Origin of the sequence: Pseudodesulfovibrio sp. 5S69 (genome assembly GCF_037094465.1) — a bacterium.
Classification (GTDB): domain Bacteria; phylum Desulfobacterota; class Desulfovibrionia; order Desulfovibrionales; family Desulfovibrionaceae; genus Pseudodesulfovibrio; species Pseudodesulfovibrio methanolicus.
Window position 1 is genome coordinate 2,706,712 of sequence record NZ_CP146609.1, and the last position, 18,399, is coordinate 2,725,110.

The window sequence follows — 18,399 nt, forward strand, 5'->3', positions numbered from 1 at the left end:
TCGGTTGACGCGAACCTACGTGCAGGGCCGCCCCCCTGTCAACGGGAGCCCTTTTCACCGCCGCCCACCGTCTCGGTCCGAATCCATTCGAGAAAGTCCGGGTTGCCGCCGGTGATGGGCAGGGAAACCACGCACGGGACCTCGTACCCGTGGGCCGCCTTGACGGCATCTGTCAACGGTTCCACCAGGCCGTCCCTGGTCTTGGCGATGAGCACCGTCTCCTCGCCCCGTTCCACCTTTCCCCGCCACCAGTAGAGCGAGCGCATGCCGGGCAGGATGTTCACGCAGGCCGCCAGCCGCCGCTCCACGAGCATGGCCCCGATGGTCTCGGCCTCATCCGGAGATGCGCAGGTGATGTAGATGAACGATTCGGACATGGGTTCCTCCGTTTTCATGGATGATACATGGTTCGCCGAAGGACGCAACCGGAGGGCGGAATCTTTGGCGCTTGAGCCGCGCGGCCGCAGGTGCTAACAACCCTCCGACACGGAGTACACATGAACAAGAAAGAACGCGCAGCAGAAATATTCGACCGCCTCTCGAAGCGGTATCCCTCTCCCAAACCGGCCCTGGACTACACCAATCCCTGGGAACTGCTGGTGGCCACGGCCCTTTCCGCCCAATGCACGGACGAACGGGTCAACAAGGTCACCCCGGTCTTCTTCGAGCGCTGGCCCGAGATCAGGGACGCGGCCGAAGCCGACGTGGCCGAGATCGAGGACGTGGTCCGGTCCACGGGATTTTTCCGCAACAAGGCCAAAAACATCAAGGCCGCGGCCCAGCGGATCATGAGCGAATACGGCGGCGAGGTCCCCCGGACCATGGCCGAACTGATCACGCTCGGCGGCGTGGCCCGCAAGACCGCAAGCATCGTCCTGGCCAACGCGTTCGGCGTGAACGAGGGCATCGCCGTGGACACCCACGTGAAGCGGCTGGCCTTCCGCATGGGGCTGACGACCAAGACCGAACCCGTGCAGGTAGAAAAGGATCTCATGCCCCTCTTTCCGCAGGATGCCTGGGGCGACGTGAACCATCTCCTGGTCTTCTTCGGCCGGGAGGTCTGCCCGGCCCGCAAGCCCCAGTGCGACATCTGCGAACTCAACGACATCTGCCCGAAAAAGGGGGTCAACCAATGACCAGGCCCGGCGATTTCACCATCCATGCCACGGACAACCTGGCCCGGCGCGCCACCCTGAGCACGGCGCACGGCGACATCCAGACGCCCATCTTCATGCCGGTCGGCACGCAGGGCACGGTCAAGAGCCTGACCCCGCTCGACCTGGAGGAAATGGAGGCCCAGATCATCCTGGGCAACACCTACCACCTGTACCTGCGGCCCGGCGACGAGCTGGTGGCCCGACGCGGCGGCCTGCACAAGTTCGCGAACTGGAAGCGCCCCATCCTGACCGACTCAGGAGGGTTCCAGGTCTTCAGCCTGGAGGGCATCCGCAAGTTGTCCGAGGAAGGCGTGGAATTCCGCTCCTACATCGACGGCTCCAAGCACTTTTTCTCCCCGGAAAAGGCCATCGACATCCAGAAAAACCTCGGCTCGGACATCATGATGGTGCTCGATGAGTGCGTGGGCTACGGCAACGACCGCGCCTACACCGAGAAGTCCCTGGAGATGACCACCCGCTGGGCGCAGCGCTGCCGCGACCACTACCCCAAGGGCAGCGGCGACCAGATCATGTTCGGCATCGTCCAGGGCGGGTTCTACAAGGACCTGCGCGACCGCAGCCTGGAACAACTGCGCGGGATCGACTTCGAGGGGTTTGCCATCGGCGGCCTGTCCGTGGGCGAGTCAACCGAAGAGATGTACGACATCCTGCACCACATCGCGCCCAAGCTGCCATCCGACAAGCCGCGCTACCTCATGGGCGTGGGCACCCCGCTGGACATCCTGGAAGGGGTTTCGGCAGGCGTGGACATGTTCGACTGCGTCCTGCCCTCGCGCAACGCCCGCAACGGGACCCTGTTCACCTCCACGGGCAAGGTCAACATCAAACGGGCCGAATACGCCGAGGACGACTCGCCGCTGGATCCGAACTGCGGCTGCTACACCTGCCGCAACTTCACCAAAGCGTATCTGCGGCACCTGTACATGGCCAAGGAGCTGCTCTCCTACCGGCTGAACACCTACCACAATCTGTACTTCTACCTGGACCTGATGAAGCAGATCAGAAAGGCCATCGAGGAAGGCACCTTCCGGGAACTCAAGGCTAAGTACGAAGCGGCCTACGGCCAGCGTTAGGGGATTCGGTCAGGACCGCTGCGGGCAGCGCCCCGCTTCGTCTTCCGGAACGATGTTGAAGACGGCGCCGGGATACTCCTCGGCGCATTGCAGCAGGGTCAGGTTGGCCGGGCTGTTGGCCGTGGCCTCGCCCAGGTCCCCCAAGATGCGGTCGAGAAAGCCGTACTTCTGGTCGAACTCGGCAAATACCCGCTGCTCCCCCTCCATGTTCACGGCCCGGATGACGTCGAGCACGCGCACGTCCGACAACTCGCGGGCCGGGGCGTAGACTTCGCACCCCGGCACTTCGGCCGGGACGGTGTAGCCCGCGTGCTGCAACACGCCGAACAGATCCGAGACCAGGGTGGCCGGGGCCATGAGGCCATCGGATATCTCCTCCACGGACGGCAGCGGGCTGCCCTCGTGGAAGCGCTTGGCCAGCACAACCATCATCAATACCGCGATCTTCTGTCGCTCATAGGGCGTGGCCGTGCCGAAATAGCGCTGTTTGACGAAGGAATTTATGTTCTGCCAGGCATGGCTCACCTGGGCCCCGAGCAAGACGATGACCCAGCTCAGGTAGATCCAGACCAGGAGCAGGGGCAGTTGGGCGAAACTGCCGTAAATGGCGTTGTACTTGACCGCCCCGATCTGCCAATTGATGTACAGCCACTGGGCCATCTGCCACAGGACGCCGCCGACCACGCCGCCGATGAGCGCGGCGCGGATGCGCACGCGGGTGTTGGGGATGAATGCGTACATCATGGAAAAGGCCATGATGATCAACAGATACGGCACGGTCTTGAGAAACATGGTCTCCAGGTAGCCGATGGCCTTGAGGCTCATCATCCTGGCGATGAAATCCTGATTTTGCAGGCTGAAGTTGAAGCTCGATGCGATGAACATGAAGATCGGGCCGAAGAGAATGATCGGAAAGAAGTCCGTTATCCTGCGCCAGGCGGAGCGCCCCTTGTTCACGCTCCAGATGACGTTGAAGGCCTTTTCGATGGTCCCGACCAGGGAAAGAACGGTGATGAGCAGCGTGACCACACCGACCCAGCCCAGGGCCTGAACGTTGGTCCGGTCGATGTATTCGATGATCTTGTCCGCCACCTCGGGCTGGCCCGTGGTCAGATGCAGGATCAGGTCTCGCATCTTCCCGGTGTTCTGGAACCCGAACCCCTTGGAAATGGAGAAGGCCACGGCCAGAAACGGGACGATGGACAGGATGGTGGTGAAGGTCAGAGCCGCCGCTCGGATGATGGTCTGGTCCTTCATGAAGCTGAAGACCACCAGATAGAGCATGCGGCAGGCCCCCCGCCAGGTGCGCACCAGATATGGGGTATCCTGGGTGTTGCGCTTCCAGATACCCTCCACAAAATGCCTCTTTAGCTGTACGACCTTCCGCTCCAGACTCATGACCGCTCCACGTGGGGAAAAAGGTTCCATCCTGCTTGTCGCTTACACCCTTTGCGGACGCGCAGGCAAGCCGACCGCGCCTTGATCAGAACAAATCCCGCAAAAATTCGAAGGACTTCTTGGGCAGGCTGAGGATATTCAGCACCGTGTCGTTGAGTATCCGGCCCGTGGGTACCTCCACCTTGGGGTCGGTCAGCTTGCCCGTCAGGTGCAGGGTCACACTCGGCACCGCCACGAAATCGTTGCGGATCGACACGTCGATGGAATTGGCGGGCAGGCTGAAGCCGCCCTCGCCGTAAGCCTGCAGCACGGGCGGGGCCTCCAGCCGGCACTTGTCGAGGGTGAACACCCCCTGCTTCACCGTGGCCTCGGTGAATGACCGGCGAAAGGCCGTGCGACCGTTGGACTTGCGCTGCCGGTCCGCACCGATCTGCCCGACCCGGCCCGTGTCGACTGATTTGGGCTGGATGTCCCATCCGGTGAACTTGAACGAGCCGTTGGTGATTCTGACCGAGGCCGTGCCGTTCAAGTTCGCCAGGATGTCGTCGTCGGTCCGCCCCACGCTGCGCAGGTCCCCCTTGATGTCCGTCTCGCCGCGCAGATATTCGCGGTCGGCCATGTCCTTCATGAACGGGCCGGCCTGCATGCCCTTCACGTCCAGCAGCAGGTGCAGGTCCAGGGCCTTCTCTCCGGCCTTGCCTTCCAGGTCCGCCGCGAGCGCCCCGCCATGGAGCGTGCCGTGCATCTTGGCCAGATGGATGATCCCATCGTTGGCGCGGACAAAGCCTTCCAGCGACTCGCTGTGGACGCGGGCCAGGGTGAACTCCTGGAAGAAGACCTTGCCGTTGAGCTTGAGAAAACGGAGGAATTTCAGGGGCAGGTCCGTGGGCGTCGACTCGGGTTTCCTGTCCGCGCGGATATCGTTCAAGGTGGGGGCCGGAGCCGGCGCCAGGTAACGGTCCAGATTGAAGGCTCCGGCGGCCAGGGAAAAGGCGAACAGAGGTCGGGCGTATCCGGTGCCGACCACGTGGCCCTTGAACTGGGTGCCGTCCAGTTCGCCGCCGAGTTCGCTCAGGGTGAATCCTTTGCCGTCGGCCTTGAATTGCGCCCTCAGGGACGCCTTGCGCAGGGCGTCGGTGTCTCTGGTGCGGAGATTATCGCCGGTCAGGAGATAGACGATGCGCTTGGGATCGACCTGGGCCAAGGTCAGGCTGCCCTCCACCCGCCGGTCCTTGGTCGGTCCGGCCAGTCGGGCATCGCCCGTGAGGGTGGTCTCCAGGACCTGGAGCACACCGTCGGCAAGTGCGGCGCTGCCGTCCCGCGAGTCGAAGGCCACGGTCCCGCCGAAGGCCAGCCGCTTGGCCTCCTTGGGCAACAAGGGGGTGGTCAGGTAACCGTTGACGGCCATGCCCGGGCTCTTGGCGCGGAACTCGTCGACGGCCGTGGAAAGCGGCCCTTCCGCCGTGGCGTTGACCATTTCCAGATCGCCGGAACCGCGCATCTTCACGCCCGCCGACAGGAGGGCGTTCCAGACCCCTTTGCCGCCCTTTCCATCGGGGCGGACCTTCAGTTCCAGGTCGGCCTTGGCATATTTGAGAGAGAGGGGGCCGCCCTTCTGCCGCTCGACCTCGGCGCTGCCCTCGCCCAGAGAAAGCCGGACGAGCCCGTCGAGATGTTGCAGGATGTAGATGGAACGGGCTTCGGGCGGACAGGACATGGGCGGGACCGAAAATTCCAGATGGGCCGTTGCCGGACCGTCCACGCGCACCGGAGCCCGCTGCAGGAATTCGAATCCCTGCCGCTGGGATTCGGCGTCGACCACCCCGTTCAGAGCCAGCGTCGGTTCGCCCTTCTTGTTCGTGCCCAGAGCCACGGTCATGTTCCCGCCGAGGGAGGCCATGCCCTCACGGATGGCCCCGGCGTCGAAGGTGATGCCCTTGTCCGTGGCGGCCACCTTCAGGCGGATGTCCGAAACCAGGGTATCCAACACCTCGAAACCGTCCGCCCGGATCGTGCCGCTGCCCCGGAAGGCCCGGAAGAACGGCAGGCTGAAATCGTCCCACAGGAACGGGGTGCCGGTGCGGAACAGGGGCAGGTAGCGATCCAGGTCGATGGTGTCGGCACGCAGAGCGAAGTCGAAAACCGGCCTTGACCAGCCCTTGAAGCCGCATTGACCGCGCACGGTGATGTCGTCCAGGGTCAAGGCCAGGTTCTCGAAGCTCGCGCCGTCCTCGTTGACGTGCACGTAGGAGGCCACGGCGCTGCTGTCCAGCCCGTCCACGTCCTTGACCGGCAGGTCCGGGGCATACCGGGCGATAAGCGTGCGCGGCACAAAGGGATGCACGGTGACGTGGCCCTTGAAGTCCAGCCCCTTGTCCAGGTCGCCGCTGGTCACGTCGCCCTCGGCGCGCAGACCGAACAGGCTGGCCTTGAAATCCTCGAAGGCCACGGTCCGCTTGTCCCAGTCCAGGCCCAGGTTGGCGATGAATTCGCCCGGCTCGGCGCCCTTGGGCAGGAAGCTTCCGTACACCTTGGCCTGGACGCTGGTCTGGGAGAAGACCGGCGGAGTGCCGTCATCCATGACCCGGACCATGCCCTTGAGGACCAGGTCCGCGATGATCCCCTGATCGGCCCAGGAAAAGCCGCTCTTCAGGGAGAACGGCACATCCCCGCCCAGGGCGACGGTGCCCGTGTGGATGTCGATGCCGGAAAGCCTGTACTCGGTAGCCGCCATCTCGTCGCGGAACACGATCTCGGCCTTGGATATCTCCACGCTGTCCACGGCGAATGTCCAGCCCTGGTCCATGGCGGCGCCGGAACCGCTCCGCTCCACCAGGGACTGCCAGTTGAAGACGCCCCTGTCGTCGCGGACCACGACCCCCTTGACCCCGCTGAGTTCCAGATATTCCACCTCGATGTGCCGGGAAAGGAGCGGAATGATCCGTACGCTGATGCTGATGTCGTCGAACCGGGCCGCCGGATTGTCACCGAAGCCCGGTGCCTCGCCGATGGTCAGATCCTCCACGGTCAGGGCCAGCCGAGGCCAGACCGCGATGTCGATGTCCCCGCCAAGGGTCACGGGACGGCCCAGGACGGTCTCCAGGGTCTGGGTGAAGCGGGTGCGGAATTCGCCGGTGTCGATATAGTAGGACGCCCACAGCAGCACGCCGGTGCAGACCAGGATGAGGGCCACCAGGCTCTCGACGAGGATGCGCGGCAGCCGCCTAAGCATGCTCTTCCCCGTCTCCCTTGTCCTTCCGTTCGCGGACGCTCATGCACAGGGCGCTCGCGCCGAACCTGAGGCCGGTCTTGCGGGCTATGCGCGGGCACTTGACCTTGAAGGCGCAGAACACGCCGGGCCAGAGCCCGTCCAAGGCTTCGAAGTTGCCCTGCCCCTTGCTCAGGATGACGTCGCTGCCGCGCATGCGCTCGATGAATTCCTCCGTGCAGCGGCTCAGGACCGTGCCGGGCGTGTCCGCGCCGGACTCGACCACGGTGCACAGTTCGGTCATACCCACGGCCTTCGCATCGGCCATGGTGGCGTCGTTGAGCACGGGCCGGGAGCGGACCGCGTAGGTGACCTCGCAGCCGAGCCGGGTCAGCTCACGGACCAACAGGGTGTCCAGAACGATCTCGCCGGTGTTGTCGCCCAGGATGAGCACGGACGCGCCCTCGACCACCTGTTCTCGGAAGGCCGCCAGCACGTCCGGGGATACGGAATCGGCGACCTCGGCCAGTTCCTTTTCCAGGTCGAAATCAAGCTCCACGCCCCGATCGATATAATTGCCGATGATGGCCAGTTCCAAGGCCAGCCCCAGGGGATCGCCCCCGAGCCGCCGGGCTTCCACCCTCTCCCTGAGGGACGGCAACAGCCCGAGGACAAAGGCATTGGCTGCCCGCTTGTCCTCCGCGTACAGGTCGGTGCACCCGGAGACCTCGCGGACCAGTTCCGCCAGGCGGCGGGCGATGGCCGGCGGCGGCTCGTCCATGTCCAGCCGGGGGAGAAGCGCCTCCCACCGGGCCACGATCTCTTCCCGGAGAGCCGGGTCGTCCGGGCAGGCAATCTCCGCCTCCCGGACCGCCATCCGCTTGAAACAGGGCATGCATTCGAGGGCAGTATCCATCAAACAATCCGTCTTTGAAAAGGCAACACATGTGCCGCAGAGGGTATGGCCAACCATAACTCCATGACTTCAAAGAGTAATCGCACAACCCCCCGCCATTGGCAAGGCAACGGATGGAATCGTTCGAAAGATGTCAGGAAGATTCGGGAAAGGATTCCGATGTCAGGCCGACCACGGTGATGCCCGACTTGTCGGCAAACTCGATGGCCGCCTCGCGGTCGAAGAACAGGCTCTTGCCCGCTTCCACGCCCAGGCAGGTGGCCTTGCCCTCGGCCATGAGCTTGAGGGTGTCCAGGCCGAGGCTCGGCAGGTCCACCTCTTTCTGCTGGCCTGGCTTGAAGACCTTGACCACCGTGCACTCGGGGCCGCCGTAGGAAAAGCCGCGGCGCATGGTCTCGTCCGTGCCCTCCAAGGCCTCCACGGCGGCCACGATGCCCTCGCGAACCACCACGCACTGACCCACATCCAACCGGCCGAGTTCCTTGGCGATGTTCCAGGCAAACCGGAGGTCGCCCCACTCTCGCTCGTCCGGCTCGCGCCGGGTCATGACCCCTTCGGGCGAAAGCAGGTCCGGCATGTACTCGTGGGCCGGGACCACGGTCATGCCCTCCTTCTCGAACTCCCGGGCGATGATGCCCAGCAGCGCCGAGTCGCCCTTGTCCTTGCGGCCGAGGATGAGCTTGATGGCCCGCATGTCCAGATGGCGGATGTCCATGACCTTGGGCTTCTCGATGGTCCCGGCCATGATGACCTTGTCCACCTTCTCGCCCTTGAGAAAAGTGATCAGTTGGTTGAGCTTGCCGAGCTTGAGTTCCCGGAAGACGTCGGCCATGGGGGCCACGTCCATGTTGGTGTGGCCGGTGAACCCTGCCACCACGAGCCGGTGGCCCCTGGCTTTGACGCCACGGGCCACCAGGACGGGGAACTGTTTGCCTCCGGCAATGAGGCCGATGGTGCTGACGGGCTCGGTCATGCCGCTCCGCAAGGGTTAATGGCCGTTGGAACAGCGCTGCTTGTGGTCGGGCACCACGCCGTTCTTGCTCTCGCGGATGAAGGAGACGAGGCGGTCCACCTGAGGGATGCCCTGAATCTCCTCTTCCACCTGGGCCAGGCTCTGTTCCTTGGTCAGTCCGGAGCGGAAGATGATCTTGTACGCCTTCTTGAGCCCCTTGCATGCGGCCGAATCGAAGCCATTGCGCTTGAGCCCGATGAGGTTCGGGCCGAAGAGCATGCCCCGGACGCCGTGGGCCAGCATGAACGGGGGCACGTCGAGCTTGTAGCCGCTGGCGCCGCCGAGGAAGGAATACTCGCCGATGCGGATGAACTGCTGGACCGCCGACATGCCGGATATGATCACGTTGCGGCCGACCTCGACGTGGCCCGCAAGCTGCACGGCGTTGGCCAGGATGACGTGGTCGCCGATCTTGCAGTCGTGGGCGATGTGCGAATAGGCCATGAACATGCACCCCGACCCGATGACGGTCTCCTGCACGCCCTGCACCGTGCCGCGGTGGATGGTCACGCACTCGCGGATGATGTTATCGTCGCCGATGCGCGTGAAGGTCGTCTCCCCCTTGAAGGCCGCATGCTGCGGCTCGCCGCCGATAACGGCGTGGGGATGGATATGATTGTTCTTGCCGATTTCCGTGTTCGCCTGGATGACGCAGTGGGCCTCCAGGAAGGTGCCGTCGCCGATCTTGGTGTCGGACCCTACAACGACGTACGGGTCGATGCGGACATCGGCTCCCAGCTCCGCCGAGGGATGGATGATGGCGCTGGGATGGATCTGACTGGACATTACATGTCCCCCTTATTGGCGATGGCGGCCGAGAATTCGCCCTGACAGGTCACTTGCCCGTCCACTTCGGCGACGCCGCGCATCTTCCAAATGTTCAATTTTTGTTTTTCGAAATGCACACTCATGATCAACTGATCGCCCGGGACCACGGGCCTGCGGAACTTGACCTTGTTCAGCCCGGTGAACAGAAAGACCTTGTCCTCAAGGGGCTCGTCAAAGGAGTTCATGACGAAGACCGCGCCTGTCTGGGCCAGGGCCTCCAGTTGCAGTACGCCCGGCATGACGGGCAGGCCGGGAAAGTGCCCCTGGAAGAACTCCTCGTTCATGGTCACGTTCTTCATGGCCTTGAGGCGGACCCCCGGTTCGTATTCAAGCACGCGGTCCACCAGCAGGAACGGATAGCGATGCGGAAGCATCTCCATGATCTTGCGTATATCGAGTGGGAATTGATTACTCATCGCTCACTCCGGCGGCCGCTTTCAGTGCGGCCAGTTCTTTTTCCATTTTCTTCACCCGCTTGAACAGCTCGGGCAGCTTGGGCGTACACACCCCCACGGCCTTGAAGTAGGCCTTGGCCGGGATGGCCGGGCTGCCCGCGAGCTTGCTACCGGGCTCGACGTCGCCGAGTATGCCGCTCTGGGCCGCGATCATGGCCCCGTCGCCAATCTTCACGTTGTCGGGTACGCCGGTCTGGCCCGCGAGGACCACCCCGTTGCCGACCACGGTGGAGCCGCCGATACCGGTCTGCCCGATGATAAGGCAATGTTCGCCGATTTCCACGTTGTGGCCGATCTGGACCAGGTTGTCGATCTTGGTGCCCCGGCGGATGCGGGTGGTATCCAGGGCAGCCCTGTCGATGGCCGTGTTGGAGCCGATCTCCACGTCGTCCTCGACGGCCACGGTCCCGATCTGGGGAATCTTCATGTGCCCCAACGGTGTCTGGGCGTAGCCGTAACCGTCGCCGCCGAGTACCGCGCCGGGCTGGAGAATGACATTGTCGCCCAGGGTCAGGCCCCCCATGACCACGCAGTTGGGATAGAGAATGCACCCCTTGCCGATCACGGTCCCCTCGCCCACGTAGGAGCCGGCGAAGATTACGGTGCCAGGCCCGACCACAGCCCCCTCGCCCACAAAGGCGAAGGGATAGACGGTGGCGGACTCTGCCACGTCGGCGTCCGGATGGACAAAAGCCAGCGCGTGTACGCCCGAGAGGCAGCCCTGCGGGTGCGCGAAGACGTTCACCGCCCGGGCCAGGTCCATATACACGTTCTCACTGACGAGCGCACACGGGACCTTGGCGGCATAAGAGCCGGATGTGAGGACACATCCGGCCTTGGTGGTTTCCAGCTGATGCAGATACTTGGGATTGACCAGAAACGACAGGTCGTCGGGACCGGCCTTTTCCAGGGTGTTCACCCCGGCGATGTCCCTATCCGCACCGGTATATTCAAGGCCGAGTTCTTCGGCCAGGGCGGACAGCTTTATGGTCATTCACTTACTTTCCGGTTTTTTTGGCATTGTCGAGTGCCTTGATGAGCGCATCGGAGATGTCCAGACCGTCGGCGATGTAGGCCAGGCCGGGCGTCTGCTTGTCGAAGGCGATGGTGTAGCCGTGGGACTTGCAGTAATCCATGACGACCTTTTCGAGCATCTTGAGCACGGGCTTACCCAACTCGTTCTGCTCGGCCTGGATGGCCTTCTGGTAAACGGAAAAATCCTCGTTCCAGTCACGCCCGCGGCGGCGCATCTCGGTCACCTTGTCCTGCAGGACCTTGCCCTCGAAGGCGTTGCTGTCGATCTGCATTTTCAGCTTTTCGAGATCTTCGCGCTCCTTCTTGAGCTGCTGGCCACGGGCGGTGAACTTGGCGTCGAGCTTGTCGCGCACTTCCTTGCCATAGGCCGATTTCTGCATGACCTCCTTGGTGCTGAAGACCGCAATCTTGGTTTCGGCGAAGGCCGCGGCCTGGAGCAGGAAGACGAAGCAAATGGCAAACAGACAGATCTTTTTCATTGTATGACTCCTTGACTGATTGAAGGCAATGTCGGGTTAAAATTGCTGGCCCATGATCAACTCGAAGGTGTGTTGCTTCGAGTCGGCCAGATCATCCAGTGCGTAAGCATAGATCAGGCCCACGGGACCAATGGGGGAATACCAGTTGATGCCGGCGCCGACGCTCTTGTAGAGGCCGAGCGAGGGCTTGCCCACGCTGCCGCGCTCCACGGACTCGAACCACCGCTCGTCTTCCTTCCAGGAGTTGCCGGCGTCGAAGAAGCCCAAGGCCACGATGCCGAGTTCCTTGCTGATCGGACGCTTAAGTTCGAGGTTCGTGTAGAAGGCCTTGACGCCGCCGACGGCGGCATCGGAATCCGGCCCTTCGGTCGGCGTGATCAGGTAATTGGAATAGCCGCGAACCGTGTACACGCCGCCGAGGTCGAACCGCTGTGCGGTGGGCACATCGTCGCCGCCGAAATTCTTGTGCAGGTAGCCGGCCCAGAACTTGGAGTGGAAGACGACCTGTTCAAGCACCGGCTGCCACCATTCGAACTCACCGATGTATTTGATGAAATTATCGGTACCGCCGAGGGGGCCGCCGCCAAACAAGATGCTCAGCTTCGCACGGGTGCCCGTGGTGGTGTCGCGGAAATCGTCACGGGTGTCGCGCGTGACCGTACCGGCGACCACGGAGGCCAGATGCGACCCCTCGTCGTCCTTGATGTCCTGGGAAGCGCTGTCGGAGACGTCGGTGATCTCGTATGCCTCCAGGTTGTAGTCCCACTGGAGCTTGGTATATTCCCCGATGGGATAGAAGAAGTTCACCGTGCCGCCGTTACCGGAGATGTTGTACTGCGCATAATCCGTTGTCCGGGAGTAGAGTTTGCTGCCGAAGCCGAGATCGGTGTCGTTGATGTGCGGGTTGGTGAAATGGAGGACGTACTCGGTGCTGGACCCGCCGATCTGGCCGTTGAAGCCCACGTTGTAGCCGCGGCCGAACAGGTTCTTTTCGGAGATTTCGCCGCCGAAGAATACGCCGTCATAGGTGGAGTAGCCCACGCCGCCGCTGATCTTGCCGGTGGCCTTGTCCTTGACCTTGACCACCAGATCCATCTCCTCCGGGTTGCCCGTGGGCACCGGAGCGATGTCCACCTTCTCGAAGAAGTCGAGGTTGGTCAGCCGTTGGCTGGAGCGCTTGAGTTTTTCGCCGCTGAATTGATCGCCGTCGGCCAGGCGCATCTCGCGCAGAATGACGTTGTCCCTGGTGACCGTGTTGCCTTCAATGAGCACCCTGCGGATGTGCACCCGCTGGTGTTTGCTGATGTTGTAGACCACGTTGACGACCTTGGTCTCGGGGTCGTCCTCGAGCTTCACGCCCACGTCGGCGTAGGCGTAGCCGTAATCATTGTAGTACGAGGTCAGGGCCGAGATATCCTCCCTGAGGATGAGCCGGTCGAAGTACTGGCCTTCCGTCTTGAGTTCGTCGATCTTGGTCACCTGGAGAAGCTTGGACGGGTCCTCGATGAGATCGCCGGTAAAGGAGGTGTCACCCATCTTGTAACGGTCGCCTTCCCATACCTTGTAGATGACGTCGATACCGTCGTCCTTGATCTCAACCTCGGGCTGGCCGACCTTGGCGGTCAAAAAGCCCTTGGACTGGTAATAGGCCATGATGGCGGCGGCGTCGCGGTCGAGGAGTTCCTCCTTGAGCACGCCGGAGTCGTCGATCCAGGAGAGCCAGCCGCGCTCCTTGAGGGCCAGGACGCCCTTGATGTCGTCGGGGTCGAGCTGCTTGGCACCGTCGATGATGACGTGCTCGATATAGAGCTGCGGCCCCTCGTCGATGACGAAGGTCAGCCGGGCGATGCCGGTGCCCGCATCCTCGATCTCCTGGGTGACGTTGGCCTTGTAGTAGCCTTCCTTGCGGTACATCTCCCGGATGACGCGGATGTCGTCGGACAGGACCTTGGGGTTGATGACGCTGCCCTTCTTGGTGGACACCGCTTCGAGGATGTCGGCGGAGTCGATCTCCTTGGCCCCGCGCACGCCGATGGCTTGGATGCGCGGTTTCTCCTTGACTACGAAGATGACCTTCTTGCCGTCCTCGACGTCCTCAACCCGGACGCGGACATCGTCGAAATAACCGAGGTCGTAAACGTTCTTCAGCGCGGTGTTGATGGACTTGGGGGTGATCATGTCGCCTTTCTGCATGGTCATGCGCATGAGAACCACGTCCTTGTCCAGGACCTTGGTGCCCTCCACGTCGATCTCGGAAACAATGTCCAGGCGCAGGAGGTCCATGCGCATGCGGTCCACCAGGGCGTCCACGGCGGGCAGCAGGTTGATCAGCCCCTTTTTGGTAACGGAAAGCTTCTTGCCCGGCCCCTTGGCGTAGGCGTCGACCAGGCGGGCATCGATGGTCAGGTTCTCCCCGATCTGGTTCAGGGAGCCGTAGACGGAAAATTGGGCCCCTGACAACAGGGCGATTTCGCGGGCCCTGTCCGGGTCGAATTGGGTGTACCCTTTGTCAGTCAACACCCGGCCAACCTCTTCGGGCGCGACGACCTTGAATCCGGCCTCCTTCAGCCGGTCGGTCAGCAGCTCGGGCAGGCTGTCCTTGAGATAACTCAGGTCGTCGCCAGCATTGACCTCGAAGGGCAGCACGGCGACGGAAACGTCCTGGTTGAGCTTTTCGGCGGCATGGCCCGTTGCAGCGGCCAGCAGGACGAAGACGGCGACCATCCCCATCGCCAGACCGCGAGCGAGATTACTGAGCATAGAGTTCTCCTGAACGCAGTTCGAAGCGCCGATGCATCATCGCTGCGAGTTCCGGATTATGTGTCACGACGATAAAGGTCATACCCAATTCATTGTTAAGCGAAGTCAGCAGCTTGCCGATTCTGGAGCCGTTTTCCTCGTCGAGGTTGCCCGTGGGTTCGTCCGCAAGGAGGACCTTGGGACGAAGGAGGATGGCCCTGGCAATGGCCGCCCGCTGCCTTTCTCCGCCCGAGAGGGTCGTTACCTTGTGTTCAAGCCTGTGCGCAAGTCCAACCATGTCGAGGGCCTCCCGTGCCATGCGCAACCCCTGGCTGCGCCCCTTCCCGGCAATGAAGGCGGGCATCGCCACGTTCTCCAACGTGGAGAACTCGGGCAGGAGATGATGGAACTGGAAGACGAACCCTATTTCCTTGTTCCGCAATTCCGCCCGCTCCCTGTCTCCCAAGGTGCCGAGATCGACACCGTTCAAATAAATCTTTCCGCTGGTCACGGTGTCCAGCGTGCCGAGCATGTGCAGCAGCGTGGTCTTGCCGGACCCCGACGCCCCCAGAATGGCTAGGGACTCGCCACGGGGAATTTCCAGATCGACATTGCGGAGTACGCGGACCACTTCGGATGGCCCGTCGAACTCCTTGCTGACGTCAATCAGTTGGTATATCGCCTCCCTACTCATAACGCAAGGCCTCCGACGGACTCAACCCCGCAGCCCGGCGGGCGGGATAAATGGTGGCCACGAAACAGAGCAGGAACGCGGCGGCGCCGATGGTGAACAGGTCGAGCGCCTCCAGACGGACCGGCAGGTAATCCACGGGATAGACGTTGCTCGGCAGTTTGATGAACTGGTATTCCTTGAGCAGCAGGCTGAGCGGCACCCCGATAAGGAAGCCGATGAGCGTCCCGGCCAGCCCGATGAACGTTCCCTGGAACATGAAGATGTTGCGGATGCTCTTTTTGTCCGCGCCCAGCGACATGAGCACGGCGATGTCCTTGGTCTTCTGGATGACCAGCATGACCAGGGTGGTCACGATGGAGAAGGAGCCGACCAGAACGATCATGGCCAGGATGATGAACATGGCCGTCTTCTCGAGCTCTAATGCAGCGAAAAGGTTGGCGTTCATCTCCTGCCAGTTGCGCACGAAGACCGAAAACGACGATATCTTGTCGCGCAGGTCGTTGGAAATCTTCTTCACGTTGTAGACGTCGTTCACGCTGATTTCGAGCCCTGAGACCACGTCGCCCTTAAAGCCAAGCAATTGGCGCGCGGCCGGGATACTGACGTACCCCATGGAAGAATCGTATTCGAACATGCCGGTGCGGAAGATGCCGGCCACGGTGAAGCGGCGCACCTTGGGCGTGAACCCGGCCGCACTGGACCGTCCCGAAGGCGAGAGCAGGTTGACCAGTGACCCTTCGGTCAGGCCGAGCCGCTTGGCCAGTTCCGAACCGATGATGATTCCGGGGAAGTCTCCGGAGTCGTTCAGGCGAGAGACGCTGCCGCTGATCATGTCCTTGGACAGGGACAGGACCGAGGAGGAGGTGGACGGATCTATACCGCGCAGGACCACGCCCTTGACCCCGGTACGGGTGGAGAGCATGACCTCGGAATAGACGAAGGGCGTCACACCCGTGACGCCCGGAACCTGTTTCGCCTCGTCGGCCAGTTCCTGATAATCGCTGATGCCGCCGCGCATGGACGTGACCAAAATATGCGCGTTGACGCCGAGAATCTTGTCCCGCAGGTCGGTCGAGAACCCGTTCATCACCCCGATGACCACGATGAGCGCGCCCACGCCGATGGCCACGCCGCAGATGGCGAACAGGGATATGACGGAAATGAACGACTGCTTGCGCAGGGCGAACAGGTATCTCAGTGCGACAAAGGTCTCAAACCGCATAGACCCTACCCGGCCTCCGGCCTGAGCAGCGGGAAGAGGATGACCTCACGGATGGAGGCGGAATCCGTGAGCAGCATGGCCAGGCGGTCTATGCCTATGCCCTGGCCTGCGGCCGGGGGCATGCCGTATTCCAGGGCGCGGACGTAGTCCTCATCCATGAAATGGGCCTCTTCGTCACCGGCCTCCTTCTCCTGCACCTGAATCTCGAAACGGCCCCGCTGGTCAACGGGATCGTTCAGTTCGGAAAAGGCGTTGGCCAGCTCGCGGCCGGTCATGAACAGTTCGAAACGATCCGTGATGTCTGGGTTGTCCTCGTTTCTGCGGGACAACGGCGAGATATCCGTCGGGTAATGATAGATGAAATGGGGCTGGACCAGCTTGGGCTCGACCAGGATGTCGAAGAGCTTTGCCTGGAGCTTGCCGAGTTTCTCGCCCTCGACGACTTTCTCGCCCTTCTCCCGGACCATGGCCGCACACTTGTCGTAGTCACGGTAGATCTCCGGGGAAACCCCGCCGACCTTTTCCAGGGACTCATGGAAAGGCAGACGCGTCCAGGTGCCCGCCGTCAGGTCGATCATCTGTCCCTGGTACGGGACCACCGTCGAACCGACGACCTTTTCGGCGATGCGCGAGAACATCTCCTCGGTCAGGTCCATGAGATCCTCGAACGTCGCATAGGCCCAATAGAACTCGAGCATGGTGAACTCGGGGTTGTGCTGGGTGTCTATGCCTTCGTTGCGGAAGTTGCGGTTGATCTCGTAGACCCGCTCGAACCCGCCCACCAGAAGGCGTTTCAGGTAGAGCTCGGGCGCGATGCGCATGTAGAGCTTCATGTCCAGGGCGTTGTGGTGGGTCTCGAAGGGCTTGGCCGTGGCGCCGCCGGGGATGGCCTGCATCATCGGCGTCTCCACTTCCATGAATCCCTTCTCGTCCAGGATGTTCCGCAACTCGCGGATGATCGCCGTGCGGGCCAGGAATATCTCCTTGGTCCGGGGCGTGACGATGAGGTCCACGTAGCGCTGGCGGTAGCGGGTCTCCACGTCCTTGAGCCCGTGATACTTCTCGGGCAGAGGGCGCATGGATTTGGTCACCAGTTGGAAATGTTTGGTCTTGACGGTCAGCTCGCCGGTCTTGGTCCGAAACAGGGAGCCGGTCACGCCGACGATGTCGCCGATGTCCGTCTTCTTGAAGAGCTGGTATTCGTCAGGGCCGAGTTCGTCGCGGGCGGCGTAGACCTGGATGCTGCCGCTGCGGTCCTGCATGTGGAAGAAGGTGACCTTGCCGAAGGAGCGGTAGGAAACCACTCGCCCGGCAATGGTGAACTCGAAGTCCGTTTTTTCAAGAACTTCGCCGTCCTTCTCCCCATACTGGTCCCAGACGGACTGGATTTCCGTATCCCGCCGAAAATTGTTGGGATACAGGTCGATGTCGTTGTCCAAGAGAAGACACGCCTTTTCCACGCGCGTCTTGATGACGGAATTGAGTTCGTCCTTGGCCTCGAGAGCCTCGAGCATGGGCATGAACCGGGCCGCGTGGGGCGACTTGGTAGCCAGCTTAATTTTCTTTGCTTTTTTAATATCTTGTCCCAAAATTTTGTTCCCTGTCTCCCCGTAAATCTAGATAAATGCGAGAGACGTTGAATCCGTAAGCCATATAATGGATGCCGTCAAGAAAATGGGAACCTTAGACCCCGGTAAAACCTTATTTGCATTTTCCTGAAAAAGTCTACGTTTTTTACTTGACCCCCGAAACGATTTGTTTAAACACTCTTCTCGCTTCGACGAGAAATGTTCCCCAGTAGCTCAATCGGCAGAGCGGGTGACTGTTAATCACTAGGTTCGCGGTTCAAGTCCGTGCTGGGGAGCCAAGAGAACAAGAGGGCTGCATCAAACGATGCAGCCCTTTCTCATTTCCCCGACCGCCCACTCCCCGAACCGCCCCTCCCTCTCCCGCCCCTGCCAACCTCGGAAGACATCCATTTCCCGCCCATTGCGGCCCCTCTTTTCATTCCCTCGCACCGACACCGGGCTGCCTCGCCGCAGCATCGCCAAAACCGCCGCGCGCCCCCCTTGCCACCCCGGCTTCGGTTCTTTCCCTCATTTTTATGCTATCCGCACTCTACAGCAATTTGACACCGACAAAAAATCCCATGATTTTGACGT

15 protein-coding genes and 1 tRNA gene are annotated in these 18,399 nt (G+C 62.0%); 3 read left to right on the forward strand and 13 right to left on the reverse strand.

Annotated elements, in window-relative coordinates; translation table 11 throughout:
- Positions 1–38 precede the first annotated feature (38 nt).
- On the reverse strand, positions 39–377 hold the full coding sequence (gene cutA, locus V8V93_RS12915; protein WP_338667005.1) for a divalent-cation tolerance protein CutA: 339 nt from the start codon (positions 375–377) through the stop codon (positions 39–41).
- Positions 378–497: 120 nt separating this feature from the next.
- On the opposite strand from cutA, the gene nth reads away from it, so the two are divergent.
- Both nth and tgt read left to right on the forward strand, forming a co-directional pair.
- On the forward strand, positions 498–1,136 hold the full coding sequence (nth, locus tag V8V93_RS12920; protein ID WP_338667006.1) for an endonuclease III: 639 nt from the start codon (positions 498–500) through the stop codon (positions 1,134–1,136).
- Entirely contained in the window at positions 1,133–2,251 is a 1,119-nt protein-coding gene (gene tgt / locus V8V93_RS12925; RefSeq protein ID WP_338667007.1) for a tRNA guanosine(34) transglycosylase Tgt, read from the forward strand. The genes nth and tgt overlap by 4 nt, the downstream gene beginning before the upstream one ends.
- A gap of 9 nt (positions 2,252–2,260) precedes the next feature.
- Here tgt and V8V93_RS12930 read toward each other — a convergent pair whose 3' ends face one another.
- From V8V93_RS12930 to lysS, 12 genes are all read right to left on the reverse strand, one after another.
- On the reverse strand, positions 2,261–3,649 hold the full coding sequence (locus V8V93_RS12930) for a YhjD/YihY/BrkB family envelope integrity protein (protein WP_338667008.1): 1,389 nt from the start codon (positions 3,647–3,649) through the stop codon (positions 2,261–2,263).
- A gap of 85 nt (positions 3,650–3,734) precedes the next feature.
- A complete protein-coding gene (locus tag V8V93_RS12935; protein WP_338667009.1) occupies positions 3,735–6,881 on the reverse strand; it encodes an AsmA family protein in 3,147 nt (1,048 codons plus the stop codon).
- Positions 6,874–7,773: a damage-control phosphatase ARMT1 family protein gene (locus V8V93_RS12940; RefSeq protein WP_338667010.1), complete on the reverse strand. Its 900-nt coding sequence runs from the start codon at positions 7,771–7,773 to the stop codon at positions 6,874–6,876. The genes V8V93_RS12935 and V8V93_RS12940 overlap by 8 nt, the downstream gene beginning before the upstream one ends.
- A 133-nt stretch (positions 7,774–7,906) precedes the next feature.
- On the reverse strand, positions 7,907–8,746 hold the full coding sequence (locus V8V93_RS12945; protein WP_338667011.1) for an LpxI family protein: 840 nt from the start codon (positions 8,744–8,746) through the stop codon (positions 7,907–7,909).
- 15 nt (positions 8,747–8,761) lie between these two features.
- On the reverse strand, positions 8,762–9,571 hold the full coding sequence (lpxA, locus tag V8V93_RS12950) for an acyl-ACP--UDP-N-acetylglucosamine O-acyltransferase (RefSeq protein ID WP_338667012.1): 810 nt from the start codon (positions 9,569–9,571) through the stop codon (positions 8,762–8,764).
- Entirely contained in the window at positions 9,571–10,029 is a 459-nt protein-coding gene (gene fabZ, locus V8V93_RS12955) for a 3-hydroxyacyl-ACP dehydratase FabZ (RefSeq protein WP_338667013.1), read from the reverse strand. The genes lpxA and fabZ overlap by 1 nt, the downstream gene beginning before the upstream one ends.
- On the reverse strand, positions 10,022–11,062 hold the full coding sequence (gene lpxD / locus V8V93_RS12960; RefSeq protein WP_338667014.1) for a UDP-3-O-(3-hydroxymyristoyl)glucosamine N-acyltransferase: 1,041 nt from the start codon (positions 11,060–11,062) through the stop codon (positions 10,022–10,024). Before lpxD ends, fabZ begins: the two co-directional genes overlap by 8 nt.
- A 4-nt stretch (positions 11,063–11,066) precedes the next feature.
- The gene (locus V8V93_RS12965) at positions 11,067–11,582 is read right to left on the reverse strand and encodes an OmpH family outer membrane protein (RefSeq protein WP_338667015.1); all 516 of its coding nucleotides are present in this window, start codon (positions 11,580–11,582) and stop codon (positions 11,067–11,069) included.
- Between the two features lie 36 nt (positions 11,583–11,618).
- Entirely contained in the window at positions 11,619–14,342 is a 2,724-nt protein-coding gene (gene bamA / locus V8V93_RS12970; RefSeq protein ID WP_338667016.1) for an outer membrane protein assembly factor BamA, read from the reverse strand.
- The gene (locus V8V93_RS12975) at positions 14,332–15,015 is read right to left on the reverse strand and encodes an ABC transporter ATP-binding protein (protein WP_338667017.1); all 684 of its coding nucleotides are present in this window, start codon (positions 15,013–15,015) and stop codon (positions 14,332–14,334) included. The genes bamA and V8V93_RS12975 overlap by 11 nt, the downstream gene beginning before the upstream one ends.
- Positions 15,008–16,237 (reverse strand): lipoprotein-releasing ABC transporter permease subunit, encoded by a 1,230-nt coding sequence (locus V8V93_RS12980; protein WP_338667018.1) that lies wholly within the window; start codon positions 16,235–16,237, stop codon positions 15,008–15,010. Before V8V93_RS12980 ends, V8V93_RS12975 begins: the two co-directional genes overlap by 8 nt.
- 5 nt (positions 16,238–16,242) lie before the next feature.
- Positions 16,243–17,751 carry a lysine--tRNA ligase gene (gene lysS / locus V8V93_RS12985; protein ID WP_338670191.1) on the reverse strand — a complete coding sequence of 503 codons (1,509 nt, stop codon included), beginning with the start codon at positions 17,749–17,751 and terminating at the stop codon, positions 16,243–16,245.
- A 277-nt stretch (positions 17,752–18,028) separates the two neighbouring features.
- Between lysS and V8V93_RS12990 the strand changes: the two genes are divergently transcribed.
- Positions 18,029–18,104, forward strand: a tRNA-Asn gene (locus V8V93_RS12990).
- Positions 18,105–18,399 lie beyond the last annotated feature (295 nt).